Here is a 24,662-nt window from a genome sequence, read left to right on the forward strand (position 1 = left end):
AGAGGAAGCGCCTTGAGTGATGCGAGCCTGTCGGGCCTCCGGCCCGGGGACACCCCTTCCTCGTCGCCCGTGACGCGTTTCGCCGCGCTGCGGCGCGAGATCGCCTCGCCCTCCCTCTCCTTTTTGATGGAGGCGCATGACGGCCTCTCCGCCAAGATCGTGCAGGAGGCGGGGTTCCGCGGCATCTGGGCCTCGGGGCTGACGACCTCGGCCTCGCTCGGGCTGCGCGACAGCAACGAGGCGTCTTGGACGCAGGTGCTGGACGTGCTGGAATACATGGCCGACGCCACCACGCTGCCCATCCTCGTCGATGGCGACACGGGGCACGGCAACTTCAACAATGTGCGCCGCTTCGTCCGCAAGCTCTGCGAGCGCGGCATCGCCGGCGTCTGCATCGAGGACAAGCTCTTCCCCAAGACGAACTCCTTCATCGGGGAGGCGCAGCCGCTCGCCGACGTGGACGAGTTCTGCGGCCGCATCAAGGCGGGCAAGGACAGCCAGACGGATGACGACTTCACCCTCGTCGCGCGCGTCGAGGCGCTGATCTCCGGTCAGGGCATGGAGGAGGCGCTGCGCCGCGCAGAGGCCTATCACCGCGCCGGCGCCGACGCGATCCTCATCCACTCGAAGAAGGCGGATGCGGACGAGATCTTCACCTTCGCCGAGCGCTGGGCCGGCCGCGCCCCGCTGGTGATCGTCCCCACCATGTACTACGCGACGCCGACCGAGCTGTTCCGCCAGGCCGGCATATCCACCATCATCTGGGCGAACCACCTGCTGCGCGCCTCCATCACCGCCATGCGGGAGACGGCCGCGCGCATCCACGAGGACCAGTCCCTCGTCCGCGTGGAGGGAAGCGTGGCGACGGTGAAGGACATTTTCCGCCTCGTCGGCAATGCCGAGCTGGAGGAGGCCGAGCGCCGCTACCTCCCGGCCCGTCCCGCGCCCGGTGCCATCGTGCTCGCGGCCTCGGGCGGGGAGATGGGCGGGCTGACGCTGGACCAGCCGAAATGCATGCTCGACATCCGCGGCCAGTCGCTCCTGCAGCGCCTCGTCGGCACGCTGCGCGAGAGCGGCGTGCGGGACGTGACCGTGGTGCGCGGCTACCGCAAGGAGACGGTGTCGCTGCAGGGCATCCGCACGCTGGACAACGACCGCCACGCCGAGACGGGCGAGGCCTGGTCGCTCGCCTGCGCGCGGGAGGCGATCAGGGGCGAGACGATCATCGCCTATGGCGACGTGCTCTTCCGCCGCTACATCCTGGACAGCCTGCTGACGAGCAGCGCCGATGTGGTCGTGGCGGTGGACACGCTGGGGGCACAGCCCCGCCCGGGCAAGCGGGACCTCGTCGCCGCCGACCGCCGCTTCTCCGGCGACTATCTCGACGACCGCCCCGCGCATCTTCGCCTCATGGCGCATGAGGTCGCGCCCGGCGAGCTCTGCGGCGAGTGGATGGGCCTCGCCCGCTTCACCGCGCGCGGCGCGGAATGGCTGCGGGAGGAGATCGCCGCGATGGAGATGGAAGGGCTGCTGGAGGGGGCCGACCTGCCGGCCCTGCTCACCCGCATCGCCACGAAGCACCCCGTGCGCGTGAAGTACTTCACCGGCCACTGGCTGGACGTGGACACGCTCACCGACCTCGCCGAGGCCCGCAACTTCACATGATCACGGCCGACGACTTCATCGCCGAGGCCGGGCGCGCCGGCTTCGACTTCTACAGCGGCGTGCCCTGCAGCTTCCTCACGCCCCTGATCAACGGCGTGCTCTCCACGCCCGCCCTCGCCTATGTCGGCGCGGCGAGCGAGGGGGAGGCGGTGGCCATCGCCTCCGGCGCCTGGCTCGCGGGGCGGCGGACGGTGGTGATGTGCCAGAACTCCGGCCTCGGCAATGCGGTGAACCCGCTGACCTCCCTCAACCATCCCTTCCGCATCCCCACCCTCTTCCTCACGACCTGGCGCGGCGAGCCCGGCATTCCGGACGAGCCGCAGCACGAGGTGATGGGCGAGATCACGCAGGACCTCATCTCCCTCATGCGGCTGGAGCAGGCGCCTTTCCCCCAGGCGCGGCAGGCCCTCGGCCCGGCGCTGTCCCACGCGGCGGAGCGGATGGAAGCGACGGGGCTGCCCTTCGCCATGGTGGTCCGCAAGGACGACGTGGCGGAGCGCGAGCTCGACCAGCCCCCGCGCGCCCTGCCGCCGCCCGGCACGCGCGAGGATTTCCCGGCCAGCGGCGACCGCCCTTCCCGCGCCGCGGTGCTGGAGCGCTTCCTCGCCATCGTGCCGGAGAGGGCGGGGGTGATCGCCACCACGGGCAAGTGCGGGCGCGAGCTCTTCACCCTCGCGGACCGGCCGCAGCACCTCTACCAGGTCGGCTCCATGGGCGGGGCCAGCGGCATGGGGCTCGGCGTCGCGCTGCACACGGAGCGGCCCGTGGTGGTGCTGGACGGGGACGGCGCGGCGCTGATGAAGCTCGGCACCTTCGCCACCATCGGCGCCCAGGCGCCGCGCAACCTGGTCCATGTGCTGCTGGACAACGGCGTGCATGATTCGACGGGCGGGCAGGCGACCGTCTCGGCCTCGGTGGATTTCGCTGCCATCGCCCTCGCCTGCGGCTACCGCTACGCCGCGTCCTGCGCCTCGCTGGACGGGTTCGAGAGCGCCTTCCGCGCCGCCCTGGCGGGTGGCGGGCCCGCGATGATCCACCTGCGCATCGCGCCGGGCTCCATGGCGAAGCTCGGCCGGCCGACGGTGAGGCCGGCCGATGTCGCGCGCCGCTTCCGCGACTTCCTGGCGGTGCCGGTCACGGAGACCGCCGCCGCGTGATCCTGACCACCGCGGTCAGCCTCCTCGTCGGGCTGGCCATCGCCGCCGCGCTCATCGCGACCAACGACCCCGCCGCGATCCTCCGCCTTCTGCTGGACACGGGGTGGTGGATGGCGGCCGTGCTCGTGCTCAACGTCGCGCAGATCTTCGCCTCCGGCCTCGGCTGGGGGCCGCTGATCGAGGACCCCCGCCGCCCCGGCGTGCTCGGCCTGGCATGGCTGCGCTGGATCCGCGTCTCCGCCAACGCGCTGCTGCCGATCGTGCAGGCGATGGGGGAGCTGATCCGGGCGCAGCTTCTCGTCCGCCACGGGGTGGCGAAGGTGCGGGTGATCGCCAGCCTCGCCATCGACCTCGGCACGGAGATGGCGTCGCAGATCGTCTTCTCCCTTCTCGGCCTCGCCGTGCTGCTGATGATCCCGCACGCGACGGGCTCCTCCACCACCCTCTGGGCCGTGGTGGGCACGGCGCTCGGCGCGGGGACCACCGGCGTGTTCATCGCGGCGCAGCGCTGGGGCCTGTTCCGTGTCGTGGAGACGATGCTGCCGAAGCTGGCCGCGCGTGCCGGCTGGACCTCCCTCGGGGAGCTGTCGGGGCTGCACGACACGGTGGTCGGGCTCTACGGCCAGCCCGGCCGCCTCTGGCGCAGCGGGCTCTGGCACTTCGCATCCTGGCTCATCGGCGTTTTGGAGACCTGGGCGGCCATGCAGGCAGTAGGCATTGAGGCCGGGCTGGCCGAGGCGCTGGTCATCGAGAGCCTCGGCCAGGCCGTGCGCAGCGCTGGCTTCTTCATCCCCGGCGCGATCGGCGTGCAGGAGGGCGGATACGTGCTGATCTGTGGGCTGTTCGGCATCCCGCCGGACCGCGCCATCGCCCTCGTCCTCGTCCGCCGCATCCGGGACATCATCCTCGGCCTGCCCGGCGTGATCTCCTGGCGATGGAGCGTCGCCACCACCCCCGCAGCGCCCGCCGAGGCCCGGGCAGGGAGCCACCCATGAGCACCACCCCCATCCTTCTCACCCCGGGCCCGCTGACCACGGCGGAGGCGACGCGCCGGGCCATGATGCGGGACTGGGGCTCGCGCGACCCCGCCTTCATCGCGCTGACGGCGGAGCTGCGGCAGCGCATCCTGACCGTGGCCAATGGCGAGGGTACGCACGCCGCGGTTCCCCTCCAGGGTTCCGGCACCTTCATCGTCGAGGCGGCGATCGCCACCCTCGTCGGGCCGGCGGACAGGCTGCTCGTCCTCGTCAACGGCGCCTATGGCGAGCGAATGGTGGCCATCGCGCGACGCATGGGCCGCGCCGTGGAGGCCCTGCGCTGGCCCGAGGACCGGGCGGTGGAGCCGGGCGCGGTGGCCGAGGCGCTGCGGGCGGACCCTTCCATCACCCATGTCGCGCTGGTCCATTGCGAGACGACGACGGGCATCCTGAACCCGCTCCCCGCCATCGCCGCCGCCGTGGCGGGGGAGGGGCGGGCGCTGCTGCTGGACGCGATGAGCAGCTTCGGCGCGCTGGAGATCGACCTCTCCGCCACCCCCGTCACCGCCGTCCTCGCCTCCTCGAACAAGTGCCTGGAGGGGGTGCCGGGGATCGGCTTCGCCCTCGTCCGGCCGGAGGCGCTGGAGCGGGCGGCGGGCGCGAGCCCCTCCCTCTCCTTCGACCTGCACGCCCAGTGGAAGGGCTTCGAGAGCGACGGCCAGTGGCGCTTCACCCCGCCCGTGCAGGTGGTGGCCGCGCTGGTCGAGGCGCTGCGGCTGCTGGAGGCCGAGGGCGGCCCCGCCGCGCGCCGCCGCCGCTACGCGGACAACCTTGCCACGCTGCTGGCCGGGATGCGGCGGCTGGGCTTCGAGCCCTTCCTGGAGGAGGCGGTCCAGGCGCCGATCATCGCGACCTTCCGCATGCCGGAGGGCCGCCCCCTGGCCTTCCGCCCCTTCTACGACGCGTTGGCGGAGCGCGGCTTCCTCATCTACCCCGGCAAGCTAACCCGGGCGGAAACCTTTCGCATCGGCTGCATCGGCGCGCTGGACCGCCGCGATTTCGAGCGGCTTCTGCTGGCGGTGGCGGAGGTGATGGCGGCGCTGGAAGCGGCCTAGGGCCGCTGCCCCGCCCCTTGCTGCCGCGCACCGGCGATGGCGAGGTAGAGCGCCGCCCCCGGCGTGATGATCGCGGCCGCCCATAGCATCGGCACCGCCGCGCCGACCCAGATGAGCACGGGCACGAGGGCCAGGAGGTCGTCGGGATCGATGGTGATGCCGGGCGCGAGGTCGTAGCCGCGCAGCGTGCCGATCCGCAGCACGTGGAGCTGCCAGAAAATCGCTCCGATCGCCGCCCCCGCCACCGTGCCGAGCAGCGGGCCGGTGGCGCCGATCACCGCCATCTGCCCGATGCCGATGCCGATGAAGGCGATGATATTGGAGAAGCAGTCGCTGATGAGGTCGTAGCGGTGCCCGGCGGCGCTCGATTGACCGGTCTGCCGCGCCAACTCCCCGTCCGCGCGGTCGAGCAGCATGGAGAGGAGGAAGATCGCCCCGCCCACGGCCTGCCAGGGCCCGGCATCCCAGGCGAAGGCGGCCGCGGCGGCGATGCCGGTGACGAGGCGCAGGGTGGTGATGCTGTTCGGCGTGATCCCGCTGGGCGCGACGGCGCGCACGGCGGGGCGCACGATGCGGTGGATGACGGTGTTGCTGCTCATCGCCTCAGGCTGCGCTGGGTTGGGGGTTGCGCATGAAGCGGCGCGCGATACGGATGAAAAAGGGCACGGTCGTCGGGCGCAGCAGGCGCCTGTCGTAGCCGGCCATGCGACGGTCGTTCTCGGCGAGGCAGATGTCGATCAGCTCCGACGCGCTCATGCTGACGCCGATGGAATCCGACGATGCCGTGAAGTTCGTCTGCTTGGAGGAACCGCCGAGGTCGCGCGCCATCACCAGCCGGTCCCAGATCAGCACGGCCCAGACGGCCGCCGTCTTGGCCAGGAACCAGGGCTTGCGCCACAGGGGCTGCCGCGCGCGCTGCCAGGCCGCCCAGTTCGCGAAGAAGAGGATGTGGCGCGCCTCCTCCTGGATCACGGGCTCGAAGGTGTCCACGAGGTCGGGCGGGAAATAGCCCGAGCGGCGCGCGGCCTCAAAGAGGCCGAAGGCGAAGAAGCTGTCGATGCACTCGCTGTAGCCCGTGCGCATCCAGCCCCATTCGACATCGCGGTAGCCCGTGTATTCCGGCTCCGGCTCCAGCACGACGCCATAGGCCTCGACGAGGTTGGACAGCACCTTCTTGTGGCGCGCCTCCTCTTCGCCATCCATGACCATCGCCCTGTGCAGCAGCGGGTCCATGATGGTGGCGGCGTAGTCGAGCACGCGCAGCGAGGCGCGGCCCTCCGTCTGCACGGCGATGTCCCAGATGGGCAGGCCGGTCAGCCGCGCATGGGCGTCGGGATCGAGCTTCGGCCAGTCCAGCACGCGCGGCTTGTAGGGGTTGTGTGTCTCCAGCAGCATGCGGGCGAACATCTGGCCGTGCGCGTCGCTGCCGATCCTCACGGGCCCCGGCGCGTCGAAGGTCCAGTTGCGGGCGTAGTAGTCGGCCTCTGCGACCTTCGGGCTGTCGAGGGGAACGGCCTCGGCGGAACTGGACGACATAACGAACCCCGGAATTGAAGCGGCGCGCCTTCGCCGGCGGCGATTAATGTCCGCCCGGGACGAAAGCGCAACCCGGCCGGGTCTTGCGACCCGAGGGCTGCCCTTAGGTTATAGGAAATCGCCGCACCCGCGCCTAACCTGCGTTAGAGGGGCGGGCCGCGGCGGCCCGAGGGGAAGGATCGGTCTGCATGCGGGTTCTTCTGGCACAACCGAGGGGCTTCTGCGCCGGAGTCGTCCGGGCCATCGACATCGTCGAGCGCTCGCTCGCCCGGTTCGGCGCGCCGGTCTACGTACGTCACGAGATCGTGCACAACGCGCATGTCGTCGAGACGCTGAAGCGCAAGGGCGCCGTCTTCGTCGAGGAGCTGTCCGAGATCCCGGACGGCGCGGTCACTATCTTCAGCGCCCATGGCGTCGCCCGCTCCGTGGTGGAGGAGGCGGCCGCGCGGAACCTCCCGGTGCTGGACGCGACCTGCCCGCTCGTCGCGAAGGTCCATGTCCAGGGCAAGCGCTACGCGGCGCGGGGCCGCACGCTGGTGCTGATCGGCCATGCCGGCCACCCGGAAGTGGACGGCACGCTCGGCCAGGTGGACGCGCCTGTGCATCTCGTCTCCTCCGCTGAGGAGGTGGAGCGCCTGGACCTGCCGGCGGAGACGCCGGTGGCCTACATCACCCAGACGACCCTGAGCGTGGATGACACGCGCGGCATCATCGCCGCCCTCCGCGCCCGCTTCCCCGACTTGGAGGGGCCCGACGTGTCCGACATCTGCTACGCCACGCAGAACCGGCAGGTCGCCGTGCGCGAGCTCTGCGCGCAGGTGGACCTGCTGCTCGTTGTCGGCAGCCGCAACAGCTCCAACTCCAACCGGCTGCGCGAGATCGGGGAAGAGCAGGGGGTGCCGAGCCATCTCATCGGCAACGGGGGTGAGCTGGACCCCCGCTGGCTGGAGGGCGTTTCCACGGTGGGGCTGACGGCGGGGGCCTCGGCCCCGGAGGAGCTGGTCCTCGACGTCCTGGCAGCCCTGCGCCGGCACGGCACCTCCCATGGGGAGGTGGAGGTTGCGGCCATGGCGGGAATCCAGGAAAACATCGAGTTCCGCCTCCCCGCCGAGCTCAGGACACCCTCGTCCACGACGCTCGCCCAGCCAGCCGAGTAAGAAGGAGCGCAGCCTTGGGAATTCCCGTGCTGCAGGCCGCCCGGATCGGGGCCTATCTGCTGAAGCAGCAGCTCTCCGGACGGAAGCGCTATCCGTTGGTCCTGATGCTGGAGCCGCTGTTCCGCTGCAACCTGGCCTGCGCCGGCTGCGGCAAGATCGACTATCCCAACGAGATCCTGAACCAGCGCCTCTCCGTCGAGCAGTGCATGGAGGCGATCGACGAGTGCGGCGCGCCCGTCGTCTCGATCGCGGGCGGCGAACCGCTGCTGCACAAGGACATGCCGGAGATCGTGCGCGGCTACCTCGCGCGGAAGAAGTTCGTCATCCTCTGCACCAACGCGCTGCTGCTGGCGAAGAAGATCGACGACTACGAGCCGAGCCCCTCCTTCACCTGGTCCATCCACCTCGATGGCAACCAGGCCATGCACGACAAGTCGGTGTGCCAGGAAGGCGTGTACGAGAAGGCGGTCGAGGCGATCCGGCTGGCGAAGGCCAAGGGCTTCCAGGTCTCGATCAACTGCACCCTGTTCAACGACGCCGATCCCGAGCAGACCGCGCGCTTCTTTGACGACGTGACGGCGCTCGGCCTCAACGGCATCACCGTCTCCCCCGGCTACGCCTATGAGCGCGCGCCGGACCAGCAGCACTTCCTCAACCGCACGAGGACGAAGGAGCTGTTCCGCGGCATCCTCTCGCGCGGGCGCGGCGGCAAGGCCTGGCCCTTCACCCAGTCCCGCATGTTCCTCAACTTCCTCGCCGGCAACGAGGCCTATCACTGCACGCCCTGGGGCAACCCGACGCGCACGGTCTTCGGCTGGCAGAAGCCCTGCTACCTCCTCGGCGAGGGCTACGCGAAGACCTTCAAGGAGCTGATGGAGGACACGGCCTGGGACCAGTACGGCGTCGGCAACTATGAGAAATGTGCCGACTGCATGGTCCATTCGGGCTTCGAGGCCTCGGCCGTGCAGCACATGGTCACGAATCCGATCAAGGCCCTGGCCGTCACGCTGGGCGGCATCCGCACGGAGGGGCCGATGGCGGAGGACATCCCGCTCGATCGGCAGCGGCCGGCGCAGTACGTCTTCTCCGGCCATGTGGAGAAGAAGCTGAGCGAGATCCGCGCGGAGAAGCCGGCGAGTGCGAAGCACGGCCCGCGCGTGAGGATCACGCGCTCAGGGAGCGGCGAGGCCGGGCCCGAGCCGGTCGCGGCCGCGGAGTAGGGCGCGGAAGCCCCGCTCCGCCTCCCACCCCGTCCGGATCAGGGCGGGGATCTGGCGGGGATCGCGGGCGAGGTCGCGCAGCACGGCGGGCAGGTCCATCCCCCCGTCCGGCCGCATCCCGACCCGCGCGGCGGGGGGAAGGCTGCGGTCCGCTGCGTCGGAGATGGCGCGGGCCGCGGCGAAGGGCAGGTTGTGGCGGCGGGCCACCCTGGCCGCTACATGGCTCTCCATGTCCACGGCGAGGGCGCCCGTCTCACGGTGAAGCGCGGCCTTCCCGGCGGCCTCCGCGACCATCGCCTCCATGCCCAGGATCGGTCCGGACCTCGCGCCGGGCAGGAGGGCGGCGAGGCGGGTGGCCCATCCGGGATCGGTGCCGTTATCCGCCACCACCCAGTCGCCGGGCCGCAAGCCGGGCGCCAGCGCGCCCGCGATGCCGATGCTGAGAATGCCGCGCGCGCCCGGCGCGAGCCGGTCCAGCGCCGCCTCCAGCCGCGCGTGGTCGCCGCCGCCGGCCACCACCGTCACGCCGGGGCCGGCGAGGATGCGCGCCTCCCGCAGCAGCCCCGTGGCCAGGAGCACCGGCGCGGCGCCGGCCGTCACATCCCGTGCGCCGGACGCCGCGCGTTGCCCCGCTTGAGGTTGCGGTAGCGCGCCATGGCCCAGAGCGGGAAGAACCGGGGATAGCCGTGGTAGCGGAGGTAGAAGACGCGCGGGAAGCCGCCGCCGGTATAGGCGTCCTGCCGCCACAGCCCCGTCTCGTCCTGGGTGCGGCGGAGATGCTCGATCCCGCGCGCGACGGCGGGGTGGTCCACCTCGCCCGCCGCCATCAGGCCGAGCAGGGCCCAGGCTGTCTGCGAGGCGGTGGAGAGGGCGGGCTCGTAGCCGCGGTAGTCCAGGCTGTAGCTCTCGCAGTCCTCGCCCCAGCCGCCATCGGGGTTCTGGATGGAGAGCAGCCAGTCCGCGCCGCGCCGCACGCTCGGCGCCGAGCCGTCCAGCCCCGCCGCGTTCAGCGCGATGAGGGCGGACCAGGTGCCGTAGATGTAGTTCACGCCCCAGCGTCCGAACCAGCTCCCATCCGCCTCCTGCTCGCGCTCGAGATAGGAGAGGGCGGCGCGCATGCGCGGGCTCGTCTCCGGCGTCTCGCCGAGCTGGGCCATCATGCCGAGGCAGCGCGCGGAGACGTCGGCCGTGGGCGGATCGAGCAGCGCGCCGTGATCGGCGAAGGGGATGTTGTTCAGGTAGTAGTGGACGTTGTCGACGTCGAAGGCGCCCCAGCCGCCATTGCTGCTCTGCAGCCCCACCGTCCACTCGGCGCCGCGCGCCACCGCCTCGTCATAGCCCGCACCGAGGCCGAGCTGGCCGCGGGCGCGGTCCATCGCCATCACCACCACCGCCGTGTCGTCGAGGTCGGGGTAGTGGGCGTTGCGGTACTGGAAGGCCCATCCGCCGGGGCGGAGATGCGGGCGCGCCTCGGCCCAGTCGCCGCGCACGTCCAGCTCCTGCAGGGGCTTCAGCCAGGAGAGGGCGCGCGGCACCGTCGCCTCCGCGGTCTCGCCGCCCACCTCCATCATCGCGTGCGCGGTGAGCGCCGTGTCCCAGACGGGGGAGACGCAGGGCTGGCAATAGGCCTCCTCCTCGCGGATCACGAGGAGCTTCTCGATCGAGCGGCGGGCGATGGCGCGGTCCGGATGATCCTCTGGGTAGCCGAGCGCGTCGTACATCATCACGGCGTTCGCCATGGCGGGGTAGATGGCGCCCAGCCCGTCCTCGCCGTTCAGCCGCTCCGTCACGAAGGCCACGCAGCGCTCGATGGCCTGCCGACGAAGGCGGCGGGGCCAGAGCGGCTCGGCCACCTTCAGCCCGCCATCGATGCCGTTGAAGAACAGCGACCAGGCGGGGTGGCGATGCGTGCGCACCCGCCGCCGCGGCGCGCGGCCCGGCGCGAACAGCTCCTGCACGCGCACGCCGCGCGGGTTGCGCGCCCGCACGCGCAGCGCCTGGAGCACAAGCAGCGGCACCAGCACCGTGCGCGCCCAGTAGGACATGCGCGAGATATGCACGGGAAACCAGCGCGGCAGCAGGATCATCTCCACCGGGATGGTGGGGACCTGCCGCCAGGAGACCTCGCCGTACATGGCGAGCAGGATGCGCGTGAAGACATTGGCGCGCGCCGCGCCGCCATGCGCCAGGATCGCCGCCCGCGCCCGCGCCATGTGCGGGGCATCGGGGCTGTCACCGCTCATCTTGAGACAGAAATACGCCTTCACCGACGCGCTGACATCGAGCGCCCCGCCGTGGAAGAGCGGCCAGCCGCCGTGCTCTCCCTGGATGCGGCGGAGGTAGTTGCCGATCTTCGCCTCCAGCGCGGGATCGTCCGGCTCGCCGAGATGCTGCCGCAGCAGCACGTACTCGGCGGGGATGGTCGCGTCCGCCTCCAGCTCGAAGACCCAGTGGCCGTCCTCGCGCTGCTCGCGGCGCAGCGCCTCGGCGGCGCGGGACACCCCGGCCTCGACCTCCTCCAGCCACGCCGCGTCGGGGGCGGCGAGCATGCTGTCCGGCACGTCCTTCATGCGTCGCCCGCCATGGCCTGTGCCCGGCCCTTCCACATGCCGCCCCGGCCGCGCCAGACCTGCACGGCGGATTGCAGGGTGAAGAGGGTGTAGGCCGCCCCGATCACCGGGAGCGCCGCGCCCCAGAGCGGGGAGGCGCGGTAGAAGCGCAGCATCGGCTGGAAGGCGAGGGCCATCATCGCCCAGGCCGCGAGCCCCGCCGCCCCCGCAATGCCCGTGCCGAACAGGGCGAGGGCGGGCGGCAGGAGATAGGTCACCACCATCCCCGCCACCGTCCCCGCGAGCAGCAGCGGCGAGTAGCCGAGCTGGGCATAGGCCGAGCGCGACACCATCCGCCCGATCTCGCCGATGCCGCCATAGGGCCGCAGGCTGCGCGCCCGGCGCGTCAGGCCGAGCCAGATCGGGCCCTGCGCCTTCAGGCGGCGGGCGAGGGCGCAGTCGTCGATGATGGCCGTGCGGATGGCGGCGATCCCGCCCGCCCGCTCCAGCGCCTCGCGCCGGACGAGCATGCAGCCGCCAGCCCCGGCGGCGGTGCGGCGGCGCGGATCGGCCACCCAGGAGAAGGGGTAGAGCATGGCGAAGAAGAACACGAAGGCGGGGATGAGGAAGCGCTCGGCGGCGGTGGCGCAGGAGAGCTCCGCCATGAGCGAGACGAGGGAGAAGCGCCCGGCCTCGGCACGGGCGACGAGGGCGCGGAGGTTGCCGGGCTCGTGGCCGATATCGGCATCCGTCAGCAGGACGAAGTCCGGCCTATCCCCGGCCGTGGCATGGCGGACGCCCTGCTCCAGCGCCCAGAGCTTGCCCGTCCAGCCCCGGGGCAGGGGGGCGCCGGGCAGCACCTCCAGCGCCGCGCGGCCCGTGGCGGCAAGGGCCGCAGCAGTGGCCGCGGCGGCGGTGCCGTCCGTGCTGCCGTCATCCACCAGCACCACGCGGAAGGGGCCGGGATAGTCCTGGGCGAGAAGGCTGCCGATGGAGCGCCCGATCACGTCCGCCTCGTTCCGCGCCGGCACCACCGCGACCACGGAGGGCCAGCGCGCCGGCTCGGGCGGGGCGTCCCGGTCGTCCCGCTCGCGGGCCAGCCAGAAGCCGCCGCGGAAGAGAAGAAGAACGAGCCAGATCGCGGCCGCGAGGAAGCCGAGGGCGATGCTCACGGCAGCATGCCCGCGCCGCGGAACCAGGCCATGGCATCCGCCACGCCCTCCTGCCAGGGGCGGGCCCGGTAGCCCAGCTCCCGCTCCGCCTTGGCCGAGGTGAAGAACATGCGGTAGCGGGACATGCGCAGCCCGTCCACGGTCAGCAGCGGCTCCCGGCCCGTCAGCCGCGCCACCGTCTCCGCGCCCAGGGCCAGGGGGAAGAGCGGCGCGCGCGGCAATTTCACTCGGGGCGCGGGCCGGCCGGCAAGGCGGGCGATCTCGGCAAGAAGGGTTTGCAGGGACAGGTTCTCGCCACCCAGGATGTAGCGCTCGCCGATCCGGCCGCGCTCGAAGGCCAGCAGGTGGCCCTCCGCGATGTCGTCCACATGCGCGAAATTGAGCCCGGTGTCCACGAAAGCCGGGATCTTTCCGCGCGCGGCATCAAGGATGATGCGCCCCGTCGGGGTCGGGCGGATGTCGCGCGGGCCGATGGGGGTGGAGGGGTTCACGATCACCGCCGGCAGCCCCTCCTCGGCGATCATCCGCTCCACCACCCGCTCGGCGAGGGTCTTGCTGCGCTTGTACGTGCCGATGGCTTCGTCGGGGTCGAGCGGGGCGGTCTCGTCCACCGGCGCGGTGGCGCCCGCCACCTTCAGCGCCGCGACGCTGCTGGTGTAGACGACGCGCTCCACCCCCGCTTCCAGCGCCGCCCGCATGAGGTCGCGCGTGCCGTCCACGTTTACCCTCAGGATCACCGAGGGATCGGGCGCCCAGAGGCGGTAGTCCGCGGCCACGTGGAAGAGGTAGCGCGCGCCCCGCATCGCCCGGGCCAGGGAGGCGGGGTCGGTCAGGTCGCCGTCGGCGGGCACGTGGGCCAGCCCGGCCAGGTTGCCGCGTGGGCTCGCGGGGCGGAGGAGAAGACGCGGGCGCAGCCCTCGCGCGGCGAGGGCGCGCGCCACGGCCGAGCCGAGGAAGCCCGAGGCCCCGGTCACCAGCACCGTGTCGCCGGGGCGCAGCGGGTGGCCCGTGACCTCGGCGGAAGGGGCGGGTCGGCGGGTCGGCGGCTCGATCGGCCCGTCAGCGTGAGGAATGGCCCACTCCCGTCTCTGTGGTCCCCGGCCGAGCGTCACCCCGCCCGGCAAGCCGGGCCGACACTAGGCCAAAGGCTTGCCGTCCCGCAATTTGCCCAATGGGCGATCCGCCCAGGCAACGACCGGCCGGCCTATCCGAAATAACCCCGCCACCACGTGACGAAATGGCCGAGGCCGGTGCGGAGATCGGTGGTCGGCGCCCAGCCGAAGTCCCGCCGCATGGCGCCGACATCGGCGAAGGTGGCGGGCACGTCTCCGGGCTGCATGGGCTTGAGCACCCGCCGCGCCTTCACCCCGAGAAGGTCCTCGAGCGTGGACACGAGGTCCAGCAGCGCCTCGGGGCGGCTGTTGCCGAGGTTGTAGAGACGATGGCCGCCCCCCTCCGGCGGGTGGTCGAGGGCGGCGAGGACGCCGGCCACGATGTCGTCGATATAGGTGAAGTCGCGCCGCATCTCCCCCCCGTTGAACAGCGCGATCGGCTCGCCCTTGAGGATGGCGTCGGTGAAGAGCCAGTAGGCCATGTCCGGCCGCCCCCAGGGGCCGTAGACGGTGAAGAAGCGCAGCCCCGTCAGCGAGAGGCCGTAGAGGTCGGCATAGGCGCTGCTCATCAGCTCGCCCGCCCGCTTGGTGGCGGCGTAGAGGGAGGCCGGGTGGTCCGCCCGGTCCGTCTCGCGGAAGGCGCCGTCCGTGCGCGAGCCGTAGACGGAGCTGGTGGAGGCATAGACCGTGTGGAGGATCCGCCCCTCGCTGCGCCGCACCCCCTCCAGGATGCCGAGATGGCCGGTGACATTGGCCGCGCTGTAGGCGAAGGGCGCCTGGAGCGACCAGCGCACCCCCGCCTGGGCGCCGAGATGGACCAAGCGGTCGATCCCGCGATCCCCGGCCATCAGCGCCAGCACCGCCTCGGTGTCCGCCAGATCCGCCCGGTGCATGCGGAAGGCGCCCGGCGCGGCATCCCCCGTCAGCGCCGCGAGCCGCGCCTCCTTCAGCGCGGGGTCGTAGTACGGGTTGAAGTTGTCGAGCCCGACGACCTCCTCGCCGCGGGCGAGGAGGGCGCGGCAGAGATACGCGCCGATGAAGCCGGCCGCGCCGGTGACGAGAACACGGCCCACCCGGCGCGGCTCAGAGGCTCTGCTCGGCCGGGCGCCCCAGCGCCCGCTCGAAATAGGCGATGGTCGCCCGGAGGCCCTCGCGCAACTGCACCCGCGGCTCCCAGCCCAGCACTGCCTTGGCGCGGCTGATGTCGGGCTGGCGCTGGCGGGGGTCGTCGCTCGGCAGCGGCTTGAAGACGAGGCGGCTCGGCCCGCCGACCTCGGCGAGCACCATCTCGGCGAGTTCGAGGATGCTGAACTCGGCGGGGTTGCCGAGGTTCAGCGGCCCCGTCACGCCGGGCTCGGACTCCATCAGCCGGATGAAGCCCTCGACGAGGTCGGAGACGTAGCAGAAGGAGCGGGTCTGGCGGCCCTCGCCATAGATGGTGATGGGCTCGCCGCGCAGTGCCTGCACGATGAAGTTCGAGACCACGCGCCCGTCATTCGGGTGCATGCGCGGCCCGTAGGTGTTGAAGATGCGCCCCACCTTGATCTGCAGCCCGTGCTGGCGGTGGTAGTCGAAGAACAGCGTCTCGGCGCAGCGCTTGCCCTCGTCGTAGCAGGAGCGCAGCCCGATCGGGTTGACGTTGCCCCAGTACTCCTCGACCTGCGGATGGACGGCGGGATCGCCGTAGACCTCGCTCGTCGAGGCCTGGAACACCGGCACGCGCAGCCGCTTGGCGAGGCCGAGCACGTTGATCGCGCCGTGCACGCTCGTCTTCGTCGTCTGCACGGGGTCGTGCTGGTAGTGGACCGGCGAGGCCGGGCAGGCCAGGTTGTAGATCTGGTCCACCTCCAGATAGATCGGGAAGGTGATGTCGTGCCGGATCGCCTCGAAATAGGGGTTCGAGAGCAGGTGGGCGATGTTGTCGCGCGTGCCGGTGAAGTAGTTGTCGAGGCAGATCACGTGATCGCCGCGCTCGAGCAGCCTCTCGCACAGATGCGAGCCGAGGAAGCCCGCGCCCCCGGTGACGAGGACTCGCTTGCGGAAATGCATGGGGAACTCCGTCTGGGGCAGGTCTTCCGGATGCCGGCCGCGCCCGCCGGGGCGCGGCGCCGGCCTCCTCAGCCCCGCCCGGCCTTCGCGCGCAGCTGCGGGAGGGGCATGGTGCGGGTGTTCCACTCGCCAGAATCCATCGCCGGTCTCTCCTCGGGCAGCCAGGGGCGTCGGGCCGGAGTGTAACCCCGGATTCCGCCGTCTCCTATTCCCACCCCCTCCGGGGCGGCCGGTACTCCGCCCGCCTCCGCGCACGGTGATCGCGCGGTGATGCAGAAATGCATCGTGGATCGCCCCCGGGGGATCAGCGCCCGTGGTCGAGGGCCCGCCGCACGGCCTCGGCCATGTCGCGCCGCTTGTAGGGCTTGCTCAGCATCATCACGTCCGGCTCCGGCGGCCCGTAGGAGGTGAGGGCGCCCTCGGTGTAGCCCGAGGTGAGCAGCACCCGCAGGCCCGGATGGAGCCGCCGCGCCTCGGCCGCCAGGCCCAGCCCGTCCATGCCGCCGGGCATGACGATGTCCGTGAAGAGCAGGTCGAAGTTCCGCGCCGCCAGCGCCTCCAGCGCCTCGGCCGCGCCGGGGACGACCTCGACGCGGTAGCCGAGCTCGCGTAGTTGCGCGGCCACGTGCTCGCGCACCAGCGCGTCGTCCTCCACGAGCAGCACGCGCTCGCTCCCCCCGGCGCCCCTCACCACGGGCGCGGCGGGCTCGGGGGCGGAGCGGCCATGCGCGCGGGGGAGGTACAGCCGCACCGCCGTGCCCAGGCCGGGCGTCGAATAGATGCTCGCATGGCCGCCCGACTGCTTCATGAAGCCGTAGACCATGCTGAGGCCGAGGCCGCTGCCCTGGCCAACCTCCTTCGTGGTGAAGAAGGGCTCGAAGGCGCGGGCCAGCACCTCCGGCTCCATGCCCGTGCCCGTGTCCGACACCGCGATCATCACGTACTCGCCCGGCGCCAGCTCCCCCTCCGGCACGGCGAAGCCGGTGTCGTGGTCGATGTTGCGCGTCTCGATCGTCAGCCGCCCGCCCGAGGGCATGGCATCGCGCGCGTTGATGCAGAGGTTGAGCACGGCGTTCTCGAGCTGCGGCGGGTCGATCATCGCGTGCCAGAGATCGTTGGCGCGCAGCAGGCGGAGGTCGATGTGCTCGCCGATCGTCCGCCGCAGCATCGTGCCGAGCCCGGCCAGCAGGCGGTTCACCTCGGTCACCTTCGGGTCCAGCGCCTGGCGGCGCGAGAAGGCGAGCAGGCGGTTCGTCAGCGCCGCGCCGCGCTCCGCCGCGGCCATGGTCATCTCCGCCATGTCGCGCAATTCGTCGTCCCCGACGAGGCTCTCGGCGAGGATCTCCGCATTGCCGAGGATGACGGTGAGAAGGTTGTTGAAGTCGTGCGCGACGCCGCCGGTGAGCTGCCCCACCGCCTCCAGCCGCTGCGACTGGCGCAGCCGCGCCTCCAGCTCCAGCCGTCCGGTGATGTCGGTGTTGACGGAGAGGATGGCGCGCGGCGCGCCGTCGGCGTGGCGCATCAGGGTCCAGCGGGATTCGACGACGATGCCCGTGCCGTCCTTGCAGCGCTGGAAGAGCTGGCCCGCCCAGTGACCGGAGGCGAGCAGCTCCGCCATCGCGTCCTCCAGCGCCTCGTGCCGCTCGTGGATGAGGGCGCGGGGATCCTCGCCCAGCATCTCCTCCGCGCTGAAGCCGTAGAGGCGCTGCGCACTGGTGTTGGTGTAGGAGATCCGACCGTCCATGGTGCGGACGAGGATGCTGTCCCCCACCTGGTCGAGCAGCGCGGCCTGCTCCTCGAGCTGGGTCTGGTAGTGTCGCCGCTCCGTGATCTCGCGGTTCACGGCGACCCAGTGGGTGATGCGGCCATCGGCGTCGCCCACGGGCTGGATGTCCAGCTCGGTCCAGAACTCCTCGCCCGTGCGGGTGTAGTTGATCAGCTCCGCCCGCACGGGGCGCGAGGCGGCCAGCGAGGCGCGGATGCGGTCCAGCTCGGCGCGCTGCGTGCCCGGGCCCTGCAGGATGCGCGGCGTCTGCCCATAGACCTGCTCGCGCACCAGCCCGGTGCGCCGCTCGAAGGCGTCGTTGACGAAGACGATGCGCGGCCCCGCCTCGTCGATCGGCGCCGCCTCGGTCACGACGACGATGTCGTTCATCCGCGCCACGCAGGCCTCCAGCAGGCGCAGCTTCTCCTGCTCCCGCCGCCGCTCCGTCACGTCGTGCAGCGTGACCGTCAGGCCGCCCAGCGTGGGGAAGGCGTGGATGTCGAACCAGCGCCCGGCGGCATCGAGGAAGGCCTCGAAGCGCAGGGTGCGCCCCTCCGCCGCGGCGGCGGCCAGGCGGTGCCCGATGGGGCCCTCCGCCGCGAAGCCCGGGCTCTCCCAGACGGGCTGGCCCAGCCTCTCCGCATCGGGGATGGCCAGCAGGGCGAGCGCCATCGGGTTGGCGTAGGTGAGGCGGAAGGCGTTATCGAGGGTGAGGAAGGCATCGGTGATCCCGCCCACCCGCGCCGCCAGCCGCTCGGCGAGCCGCTGGTTGGCCTCCTGAACCGCCTTGCGCTCGGAGACGTTCTGGATCGCCCCGGCAACGCCGCGGACCCGCCCGGCGCCGTCCCGCTCGGCCTCGCCGACGATGCGGACCCATTTGCGCCAGCCCCGGGCGGCGACGATCTCCACCTCGCTCGCGAAGCCGGTGCCGTTGCGCAAGCAGCCCATGAAGGCGGCGCGCAGCCCGGCCCGCCATTCCGGCAGGGCGAAGGACAGCGCCTCGCGCAGGCCCGAGACATGGCCGGGCGGCAGGTCGAGCACCGCGCAGGCCTCCTCGGCCCAGGCGATCCGGCCCGTAGCCAGCGACATCTCCCAGCCTCCCAGCCGGGCGGTGCGGCCGGTCACGCGCTGCAGCTTCAGCGCATGGGCGAGGCGGGCGCGATCGGCCTCGCGCTCCGTGACGTCCTCGGCCTGGAGAAGGATGAACTCGACCGCGCCGTCCTCGCCCGGAACCGGTGCGGCGCTCAGGGCGCGGACCCGCCCGCCGGGGGCGTCGCCCGCCATTCCCCATGGCCGCGGCGGGAGGGAGCCTGGCCGCCCGGTCTCCCGGGCCCGGCGGAGCAGGGCCTGGAGAGCCTCGGCCGCCTCATCCGGTACGGCGCCGAGCGCGCCGGGGACGAGATCGGCGAGCGGACGCCCGGTTATCCCGGCTCCGCTCGCCCGAAGCAGGGATGGGCTCGCCTCCAGGATGCGGAACCTATCGGCCGACAGGAGCAGGGCGGCGCCGGGCAGGGAGCGTATGAGCGCCCCGAAGCGGGGCGGGAGCGCGCAGTTGGTAGCGTCAGGGGATGGGCGCTGCGTATCGGCCAGGGCCATGGCCGCGCGGTCCGGCGATCGAGGCATCCAGCGTCGCTACCGATTGTTCGATCGTTGCTAGAATAACGCGGGGTTGTGGACAGTCGCGGAGAGCCGTGCCGCCGGGCCGGCTCCCCGCCGTGGCGCGATTACCATACCAACCGGTAGCCCTGGCCGCGGACCGCGGCCACGGTGACCTTGCCGTCGGAGACCTGGGCGAGCTTGTGACGGAGATTGGAGGCGAGCTGGTCCACCCCTCGCTGCTCCGGGAGAAGCCGCCGGCCGAGCACCTTCTCCGAGATCGTCTCCCGGCGCGCGAAGTGCTCGGCGGCCTCGAGGAGAAGGGTGAGGAGCCCCGCCTCGCCACCGGTCAGCCGGGTTTCCGTGCCGTCGCCCGCGACGAGGCGGAGCCGGCTCGGCTCGAGCTGCACGCCGCCGATGCTCCATCCCGCCGTCTCCAGCGTCGCCGGTGCCTGCGGCTCCGCCGCGGTGGAGGCGATGGCGTCCAGCCGGCGGCTGAGCGCGCGGACCCGGGCCACCATCTCGCGCAGGGAGAAGGGCTTGGCGAGGTAGTCGTCGGCGCCGACCTCCAGGCCCACGACCCGGTCCACCTCGTCGGCCCGCCCGCTCACCACGATCACGCCGAGATCGGGGCGAGCCGCTGCCTCGCGGACGAAGGCGATGCCGTTGCCGTCCGGCAGGCCGAGGTCCACCACGGCGATCCGCGGATTGTCCTGGCGAAGCCGCGCGCGCGCCTCGGCGAGGGTGGAGGCCCGCTCGGTTCTCCAACCGTCGCGGACGAGGGCATTGCAGATGGTCGCGGCGACGCTGGCATCGTCTTCCAGGACAAGAACTGGCCGAGAGCCAGACATCAGGGTTTCCCTCTGCGCACGATCACGAGAGAACAACATTAAGGCGAGAGAGAGCAGGAATCCACACGCAGTAAGAGAGTGTCAGTTTCCACAATTTTGTTCCCGTCTCGTTATTCAAGGAACTTGGCTCATCCCCTGACAGCTGGCCGAAGCTTGTTCCCGGAACGCCGCTGGAAAGCCAGGGATTTTCAGGGTTGCTGCCTCAGGCCGACCTCACTTTCCGGTCCGTCTCCCCGAAGCGGACTGCGCGAGCCAGAGGACCGCTCATGTCAGCGAAGATCGGTTGTGTCCCGCACAACACAGATCCTGCATGGCAAAGCCCGGCCACTCCGGGCGGAATGGCAGGAGTGTTCGCCCAAAGTGATTCTTTGTGAGACTATCGCTGTTGAGCGGCGACACTTCGCACAACGTGAGGGTGTTTTGGATCCCTTAATACAACCATAACGCGAAGGTTACTCGAAGCTGCCGGGCGCGGTGGCTAACGATTGCGCAGGGCGCCACGGCATCGGCGCCCATGCCCACCACGCCGCCGGAGCGCAGACCGACATGACGACGGAAAAGCTGGTCGCTCACCCATGGCTGCCCGCCGCTCCGCGCCCGGCACGCCGTGCCGTGCTGGCCGCCTGCGCCGGCGGCCTTCTCGCCCTGCGGCCCAGGGCGGGTCTCGCCACCGTCCCCACGGAATGGCCGGCCTTCCGGCAGCGCTTCGTCACCCCCGAAGGGCGTGTGCTCGACACGGGGAACGGCAACATCTCGCATTCCGAAGGGCAGGGTGCGGCACTGCTCTTCGCCGTGCGGGCCGATGACCGCGCGACCTTCGAGCGCGTCCTTTCATGGACCCGGACGGTGCTTCGCCGGCCCACGGACGCGCTGCTCGCCTGGCGCTACCGCCCGGGGACCGCGACACCCGTGAGCGACCTGAACAACGCCACGGATGGCGACCTAATGGTGGCCTGGGCCCTGACCGAGGCGGCGGAGCGCTGGGGGGCGGCGCAGCACCGCGCGCTCGCCGTGCAGATGGGCCGGGACCTGCTGCGCCGCGTGGTGCTGTCCCAGGGGGACGAGATCGTGCTGCTGCCGGGAGCCGAGGGCTTCTTCCGGCCGGACCACCTCGTGCTGAATCCCAGCTACTACGTCATCCCCGCCTTCCGGGCGCTGGACCGCGTGCTGCCTTCACCTCACTGGCGCGCGCTGGAGGAGAGCGGCGTCGCGCTCGCTTCCCGCGCGCGCTTCGGGCGCTGGCGGCTGCCGCCGGACTGGGTGACCCTGCCGCGCGGCGCCGGCCGGCCCGGGCTGGCGGCGGGCTGGCCCCCGCGCTTCTCCTACGACGCGGTTCGGGTGCCCCTCTACCTTGCCTGGGGGGGGCGCACCGACGGCGCCGCGCTGCGCTCCGCAGTGGAGTTCTGGAGCGATCCCGCCCATGCCTCGCCGCCGGCCTGGGCCGACCTGCGCACCAACGCCATCGCTCCCTATGGCGGTGATGCCGGCCAGCGGGCCGTCGAGCGGCTGGCCCAGGCCAGCCTCTACGGCTCGGGCCGCGCGGCGCTCCTTCCCCGCGTCGCGGGGGCGCCCCACTACTACGCGGCCTCCCTCGTCATGATGTCGCAGCTGGCCTGGCGCGACCTGTCGGTGCCGGAGCCGGGCAATCCGGGCTCCTCGCCGTCAACGGCGGGGGCCAGTTCGCAACCCTGGCTGCTCTCGCTCCTCTCCCCCGGCCGCCGCTGACCTGCCGGCCGGGTGAGGGGGCCCGCGCCGGGCCGCGCGCGGACCGGTAGCGAATCGGCGAACGGACGGGGCTGCTCGACCCCGGCTGGCCTTCCGGTGCGCCCCTGCATCGATAATGCAGACCCATCCACGGTTGTGCTGTAGGGTCGTCCTTCCCGAGCGTCGGCGATGGCCGGCCTCACCTCGGATACGACTTCATGTCCCTGCTGTTCCGCCTGCTCTCCCTGGTCGGCCTCGCCCTCATCCCCGCGCTCGCCGTGCTGGTTTGGGGGGCGCGCGAGGCCGGGCGGGCGCAGGAGGCGGCGGCGCGGGAAGACGCGCTTCGCCTCGCCCGCCTCGTCGCCGCCGACCATCGCCAGCTCGCGGACGGGGCGCGGCAGCTCCTGACCTCGCTCGGCAACCTGCGCGTCGTGCGGGCCCTGGACGAGGCGGAGTGCCAGGCCTTCTTCCGGCGCATCATGGGGGACTTCCCCCGCTACGTCCTGCTGGCGACCGCGACGCTGGACGGGGAGGTCGTCTGCTCCGCCCAGCCCGGCGCCCGGGGCAACAACATCGCCGACCGCGAGTACTTCCGCGCGGCGGTGAGGGAGAGGGGGTTCGTCGTCGGCGGCTTCGTCCTGGGCCGGGCCTCGGGGCAGAGCAGCTTCCACTTCGCCCAGCCCTTCTACGACAACGAGGGCCGGATGGCGGGGGTGGTCCATGCCGCGGTCGGGCTCGACTGGCTCGGGCGGCAGATCGCCCGCATCCCGCTACCCCCGAACACGCTGCTCTCCATCGTCGACAGCGAGGGCACGGTGCTGGCGGCCCGGCCGGAGGGCGCCGAGGAGGTGGGCAAGCCGGCCGCGGGCGCGGTTCGCAACTTCCTCGGCCGCCGCTCCGCGGGGGTGGAGGAGGGCATGGGCGCGGACGGCGTCCACCGCAGCTTCGCCTATATTCCGGCGGAGGTGACGGGCACGCATCTCGTCGCCCTCGGCTTCGACGACGCCTCCATGCTCGACGAGGCGCTCTGGGTGCAGAGGGGCGGGGCGCTGGTGCTGCTCGCCACCACCCTGCTCGCCATCGGCTTGACCGTGCTCGGCGCCCGCCGCCTCGTGCGCGACCCCGTGGACCGGCTCCTCGCGGCCGCGGCGCGCTGGCGCGCGGGCGACACCGCGGCCAGGCTGCCGCCGGACGAGGGGGGCGGCTCCGAGTTCGGCCGCCTCGCCGCCGCCTTCAACGCCATGGCCGAGGCCGCCGAGGCGCGGGAGCGCTCGCTGCGCGAGAGCGAGGCCGAGTTCCGCGCCATCTTCGAGACGGCGGCGGTGGGCGTCGTCGGGTTCGACCTCCCGCACTTCCGGATCGAGCGCGTCAACGGGCGCCTCTGCGAGATGCTCGGGCGCGGGGAGGAAGCGCTGGTCGGCTCCGACCTGTTCCACCACCTGCTGCCCACCGATTCCACCGCCGACCGGGGAAGGCTGACCGCGCTCGTCGCCGCCGGGCGCAGCACCTCCGAGCACCGCGTCATCAGGGGGGACGGGACGGTGCTGTGGCTGCGCGTCTTCGCCTCCGTCTCCGACTGGGAGGGAGTGACGCCACTGCGCGCCGTCGCCCTCATGCAGGACGTCACGGAGCAGCGGCTGGGCGAGGAGGTGAACGCCCGGCTGGCCGCGGTGGTGAACTCCGCGGCCGACGCCATCGTCAGCCTCTCCGGGGAGGAGGGGCGCATCCTGACCTGGAACGGCGGGGCGGAGGCGCTGTTCGGCTACACGGCGGCCGAGGCGGTGGGGGAGCGGGCGGACATGCTCCTCCCGCCCGACGAGGCGGGCGCGCCCCTCTACCGCCGCGCCATGTCGGGGGAGACGATCCGCGACCACGAAGCGCTGCGCGTGGCCAGGAACGGCGAGCGCATCCCCGTCGCCATCACCGTCACCCGCACGATGACGGAGGACGGGCGGGTGATCGGCCTCTCCGTTATCCTGCGCGACCTTCGCGAGCGCCGCGCGGCGGACCAGCAGCAGCGGCTGCTGATGCGCGAGATCGACCATCGCGCCCGCAACGTGATGGCCGTGGTCCGCTCCCTCGTGCAGCTCTCCCCGAAGGAGGACCCGAAGGAGTTCGCCCGCGCCATCGAGGGGCGAATCTCCGCCATGGCGCGCGCCCACAGCCTCCTCGCCCGCGACCGCTGGGAGGGCGTCTCGCTCCAAGAGTTGGCCGAGGAGGAGCTGGGGGCGCACAGGGCGGGCGGGGCCGTGCTGGAGGGGCCCGCCGTGGTGCTGAAGCCGGACAGCGTGCAGCCCCTGTCGATGGTGCTGCACGAGCTGGTGACGAACTCGGCGAAGTACGGCGCGCTCTCCCGCCCGGGGGGAAGGATCACCCTGCGCTGGCGGGTGGAGGCCCTTCCGGGGGAGCTGGTGCCCGGCATCGCCATGGTCTGGACCGAGTCCGGCGGGCCGCCCCTCGCGGCGCCCCCGCAGCGCCGGGGCTTCGGGTCGCGGCTGATCGAGATCACGCTGCGCCACCAGCTCCACGGCACGATCGAGCGGGACTGGGATGCGGAGGGCCTCGTCGTGCGGATGCGCATGGGGGGCGGCTGCATCGCGGATCTCGGCCCCTCCGCCGCCCCGCCCCCGGCCTCCGCCCCCGGCCCCGCCTCGCCCGGCGGCGCGCTGCGCGGCACCCAGGTGCTGCTGGTGGAGGACGAGGTGCTGGTGGCGCTGGAAGCGGCGGACTCCCTCGTCGCGGCGGGGTGCCAGGTCCTCGGGCCGGCATCGACCCTGCGCGAGGCGATGGTCCTCGCCGGGCGCACGTTGCAGATCGACGCGGCGGTGCTCGACGTGAACCTCGCGGGCCAGGATGTCACGCCACTGGCCGACATGCTCGCCGCGCGGGGCGTGCCGATGCTCTTCGCCACAGGCTACGGGGAGGCGCCCACGGGGCATGGCGGCGCGCCGGTGCTGACCAAGCCGGTCCCGCCCGGCGAGCTGGTCGCCGCCGTGAGGGGCATCCTCGGCCAGGCCCGCGTCTCCGCCTGACGCCG

Annotated in this window: 18 protein-coding genes; 8 read left to right on the plus strand and 10 right to left on the minus strand. The window is 72.2% G+C overall.

Translation table 11 applies throughout. The features are described 5' to 3' along the window. Positions 1-12 precede the first annotated feature (12 nt). The 4 genes from aepX to FHS87_RS01560 are packed head-to-tail and all read left to right on the plus strand — an operon-like array spanning position 13 to position 4,914. A complete protein-coding gene (aepX, locus tag FHS87_RS01545; RefSeq protein WP_246417721.1) occupies positions 13-1,665 on the plus strand; it encodes a phosphoenolpyruvate mutase in 1,653 nt (550 codons plus the stop codon). Further along, positions 1,662-2,822 carry a phosphonopyruvate decarboxylase gene (gene aepY / locus FHS87_RS01550; RefSeq protein ID WP_184513090.1) on the plus strand — a complete coding sequence of 387 codons (1,161 nt, stop codon included), beginning with the start codon at positions 1,662-1,664 and terminating at the stop codon, positions 2,820-2,822. Before aepX ends, aepY begins: the two co-directional genes overlap by 4 nt. Next, the gene (locus FHS87_RS01555) at positions 2,819-3,817 is read left to right on the plus strand and encodes a lysylphosphatidylglycerol synthase domain-containing protein (RefSeq protein ID WP_184513093.1); all 999 of its coding nucleotides are present in this window, start codon (positions 2,819-2,821) and stop codon (positions 3,815-3,817) included. Before aepY ends, FHS87_RS01555 begins: the two co-directional genes overlap by 4 nt. Beyond that, on the plus strand, positions 3,814-4,914 hold the full coding sequence (locus tag FHS87_RS01560; RefSeq protein WP_184513095.1) for a 2-aminoethylphosphonate--pyruvate transaminase: 1,101 nt from the start codon (positions 3,814-3,816) through the stop codon (positions 4,912-4,914). Before FHS87_RS01555 ends, FHS87_RS01560 begins: the two co-directional genes overlap by 4 nt. Here FHS87_RS01560 and FHS87_RS01565 read toward each other — a convergent pair. Further along, positions 4,911-5,513 (minus strand): CDP-alcohol phosphatidyltransferase family protein, encoded by a 603-nt coding sequence (locus FHS87_RS01565; RefSeq protein WP_184513097.1) that lies wholly within the window; start codon positions 5,511-5,513, stop codon positions 4,911-4,913. The genes FHS87_RS01560 and FHS87_RS01565 overlap by 4 nt on opposite strands. Before the next feature lie 4 nt (positions 5,514-5,517). Next, on the minus strand, positions 5,518-6,450 hold the full coding sequence (locus FHS87_RS01570) for a ferritin-like domain-containing protein (RefSeq protein WP_184513099.1): 933 nt from the start codon (positions 6,448-6,450) through the stop codon (positions 5,518-5,520). A 188-nt stretch (positions 6,451-6,638) separates the two neighbouring features. Between FHS87_RS01570 and ispH the strand changes: the two genes are divergently transcribed. Further along, a complete protein-coding gene (gene ispH, locus FHS87_RS01575; protein ID WP_184513101.1) occupies positions 6,639-7,607 on the plus strand; it encodes a 4-hydroxy-3-methylbut-2-enyl diphosphate reductase in 969 nt (322 codons plus the stop codon). Between the two features lie 14 nt (positions 7,608-7,621). Then, on the plus strand, positions 7,622-8,827 hold the full coding sequence (gene hpnH, locus FHS87_RS01580) for an adenosyl-hopene transferase HpnH (protein WP_184513103.1): 1,206 nt from the start codon (positions 7,622-7,624) through the stop codon (positions 8,825-8,827). Here hpnH and FHS87_RS01585 read toward each other — a convergent pair. From FHS87_RS01585 to FHS87_RS01620, 8 genes are all read right to left on the minus strand, one after another. After that, positions 8,780-9,427 carry a phosphorylase family protein gene (locus FHS87_RS01585; RefSeq protein WP_184513105.1) on the minus strand — a complete coding sequence of 216 codons (648 nt, stop codon included), beginning with the start codon at positions 9,425-9,427 and terminating at the stop codon, positions 8,780-8,782. The two genes, hpnH and FHS87_RS01585, sit on opposite strands and share 48 nt — an antisense overlap. Then, the gene (gene shc / locus FHS87_RS01590) at positions 9,424-11,397 is read right to left on the minus strand and encodes a squalene--hopene cyclase (protein WP_221299357.1); all 1,974 of its coding nucleotides are present in this window, start codon (positions 11,395-11,397) and stop codon (positions 9,424-9,426) included. Before shc ends, FHS87_RS01585 begins: the two co-directional genes overlap by 4 nt. Next, the gene (locus FHS87_RS01595) at positions 11,394-12,548 is read right to left on the minus strand and encodes a glycosyltransferase (protein ID WP_184513107.1); all 1,155 of its coding nucleotides are present in this window, start codon (positions 12,546-12,548) and stop codon (positions 11,394-11,396) included. The genes shc and FHS87_RS01595 overlap by 4 nt, the downstream gene beginning before the upstream one ends. Beyond that, positions 12,545-13,528 (minus strand): hopanoid-associated sugar epimerase, encoded by a 984-nt coding sequence (gene hpnA, locus FHS87_RS01600; RefSeq protein WP_312861842.1) that lies wholly within the window; start codon positions 13,526-13,528, stop codon positions 12,545-12,547. The genes FHS87_RS01595 and hpnA overlap by 4 nt, the downstream gene beginning before the upstream one ends. A 224-nt stretch (positions 13,529-13,752) precedes the next feature. Next, entirely contained in the window at positions 13,753-14,733 is a 981-nt protein-coding gene (locus tag FHS87_RS01605; RefSeq protein ID WP_184513110.1) for an NAD-dependent epimerase/dehydratase family protein, read from the minus strand. Between the two features lie 10 nt (positions 14,734-14,743). Further along, positions 14,744-15,709: a UDP-glucuronic acid decarboxylase family protein gene (locus tag FHS87_RS01610; protein WP_184513112.1), complete on the minus strand. Its 966-nt coding sequence runs from the start codon at positions 15,707-15,709 to the stop codon at positions 14,744-14,746. Between the two features lie 304 nt (positions 15,710-16,013). Further along, positions 16,014-19,097: a PAS domain-containing hybrid sensor histidine kinase/response regulator gene (locus tag FHS87_RS01615; protein ID WP_184513114.1), complete on the minus strand. Its 3,084-nt coding sequence runs from the start codon at positions 19,095-19,097 to the stop codon at positions 16,014-16,016. Positions 19,098-19,198: 101 nt separating this feature from the next. Further along, a complete protein-coding gene (locus FHS87_RS01620) occupies positions 19,199-19,921 on the minus strand; it encodes a response regulator transcription factor (RefSeq protein ID WP_184513116.1) in 723 nt (240 codons plus the stop codon). Positions 19,922-20,467: 546 nt separating this feature from the next. Here FHS87_RS01620 and FHS87_RS01625 point away from each other — a divergent pair. Then, positions 20,468-21,646: a glycosyl hydrolase family 8 gene (locus FHS87_RS01625; RefSeq protein WP_184513119.1), complete on the plus strand. Its 1,179-nt coding sequence runs from the start codon at positions 20,468-20,470 to the stop codon at positions 21,644-21,646. 197 nt (positions 21,647-21,843) lie between these two features. Further along, positions 21,844-24,657, plus strand: coding sequence for a PAS domain S-box protein (locus tag FHS87_RS01630; RefSeq protein ID WP_184513121.1), 2,814 nt, complete (start codon positions 21,844-21,846; stop codon positions 24,655-24,657). The last annotated feature ends 5 nt before the right edge of the window (positions 24,658-24,662 follow it).

The sequence above is a fragment of the Muricoccus pecuniae genome (genome assembly GCF_014199205.1).
GTDB lineage: Bacteria > Pseudomonadota > Alphaproteobacteria > Acetobacterales > Acetobacteraceae > Roseomonas > Roseomonas pecuniae.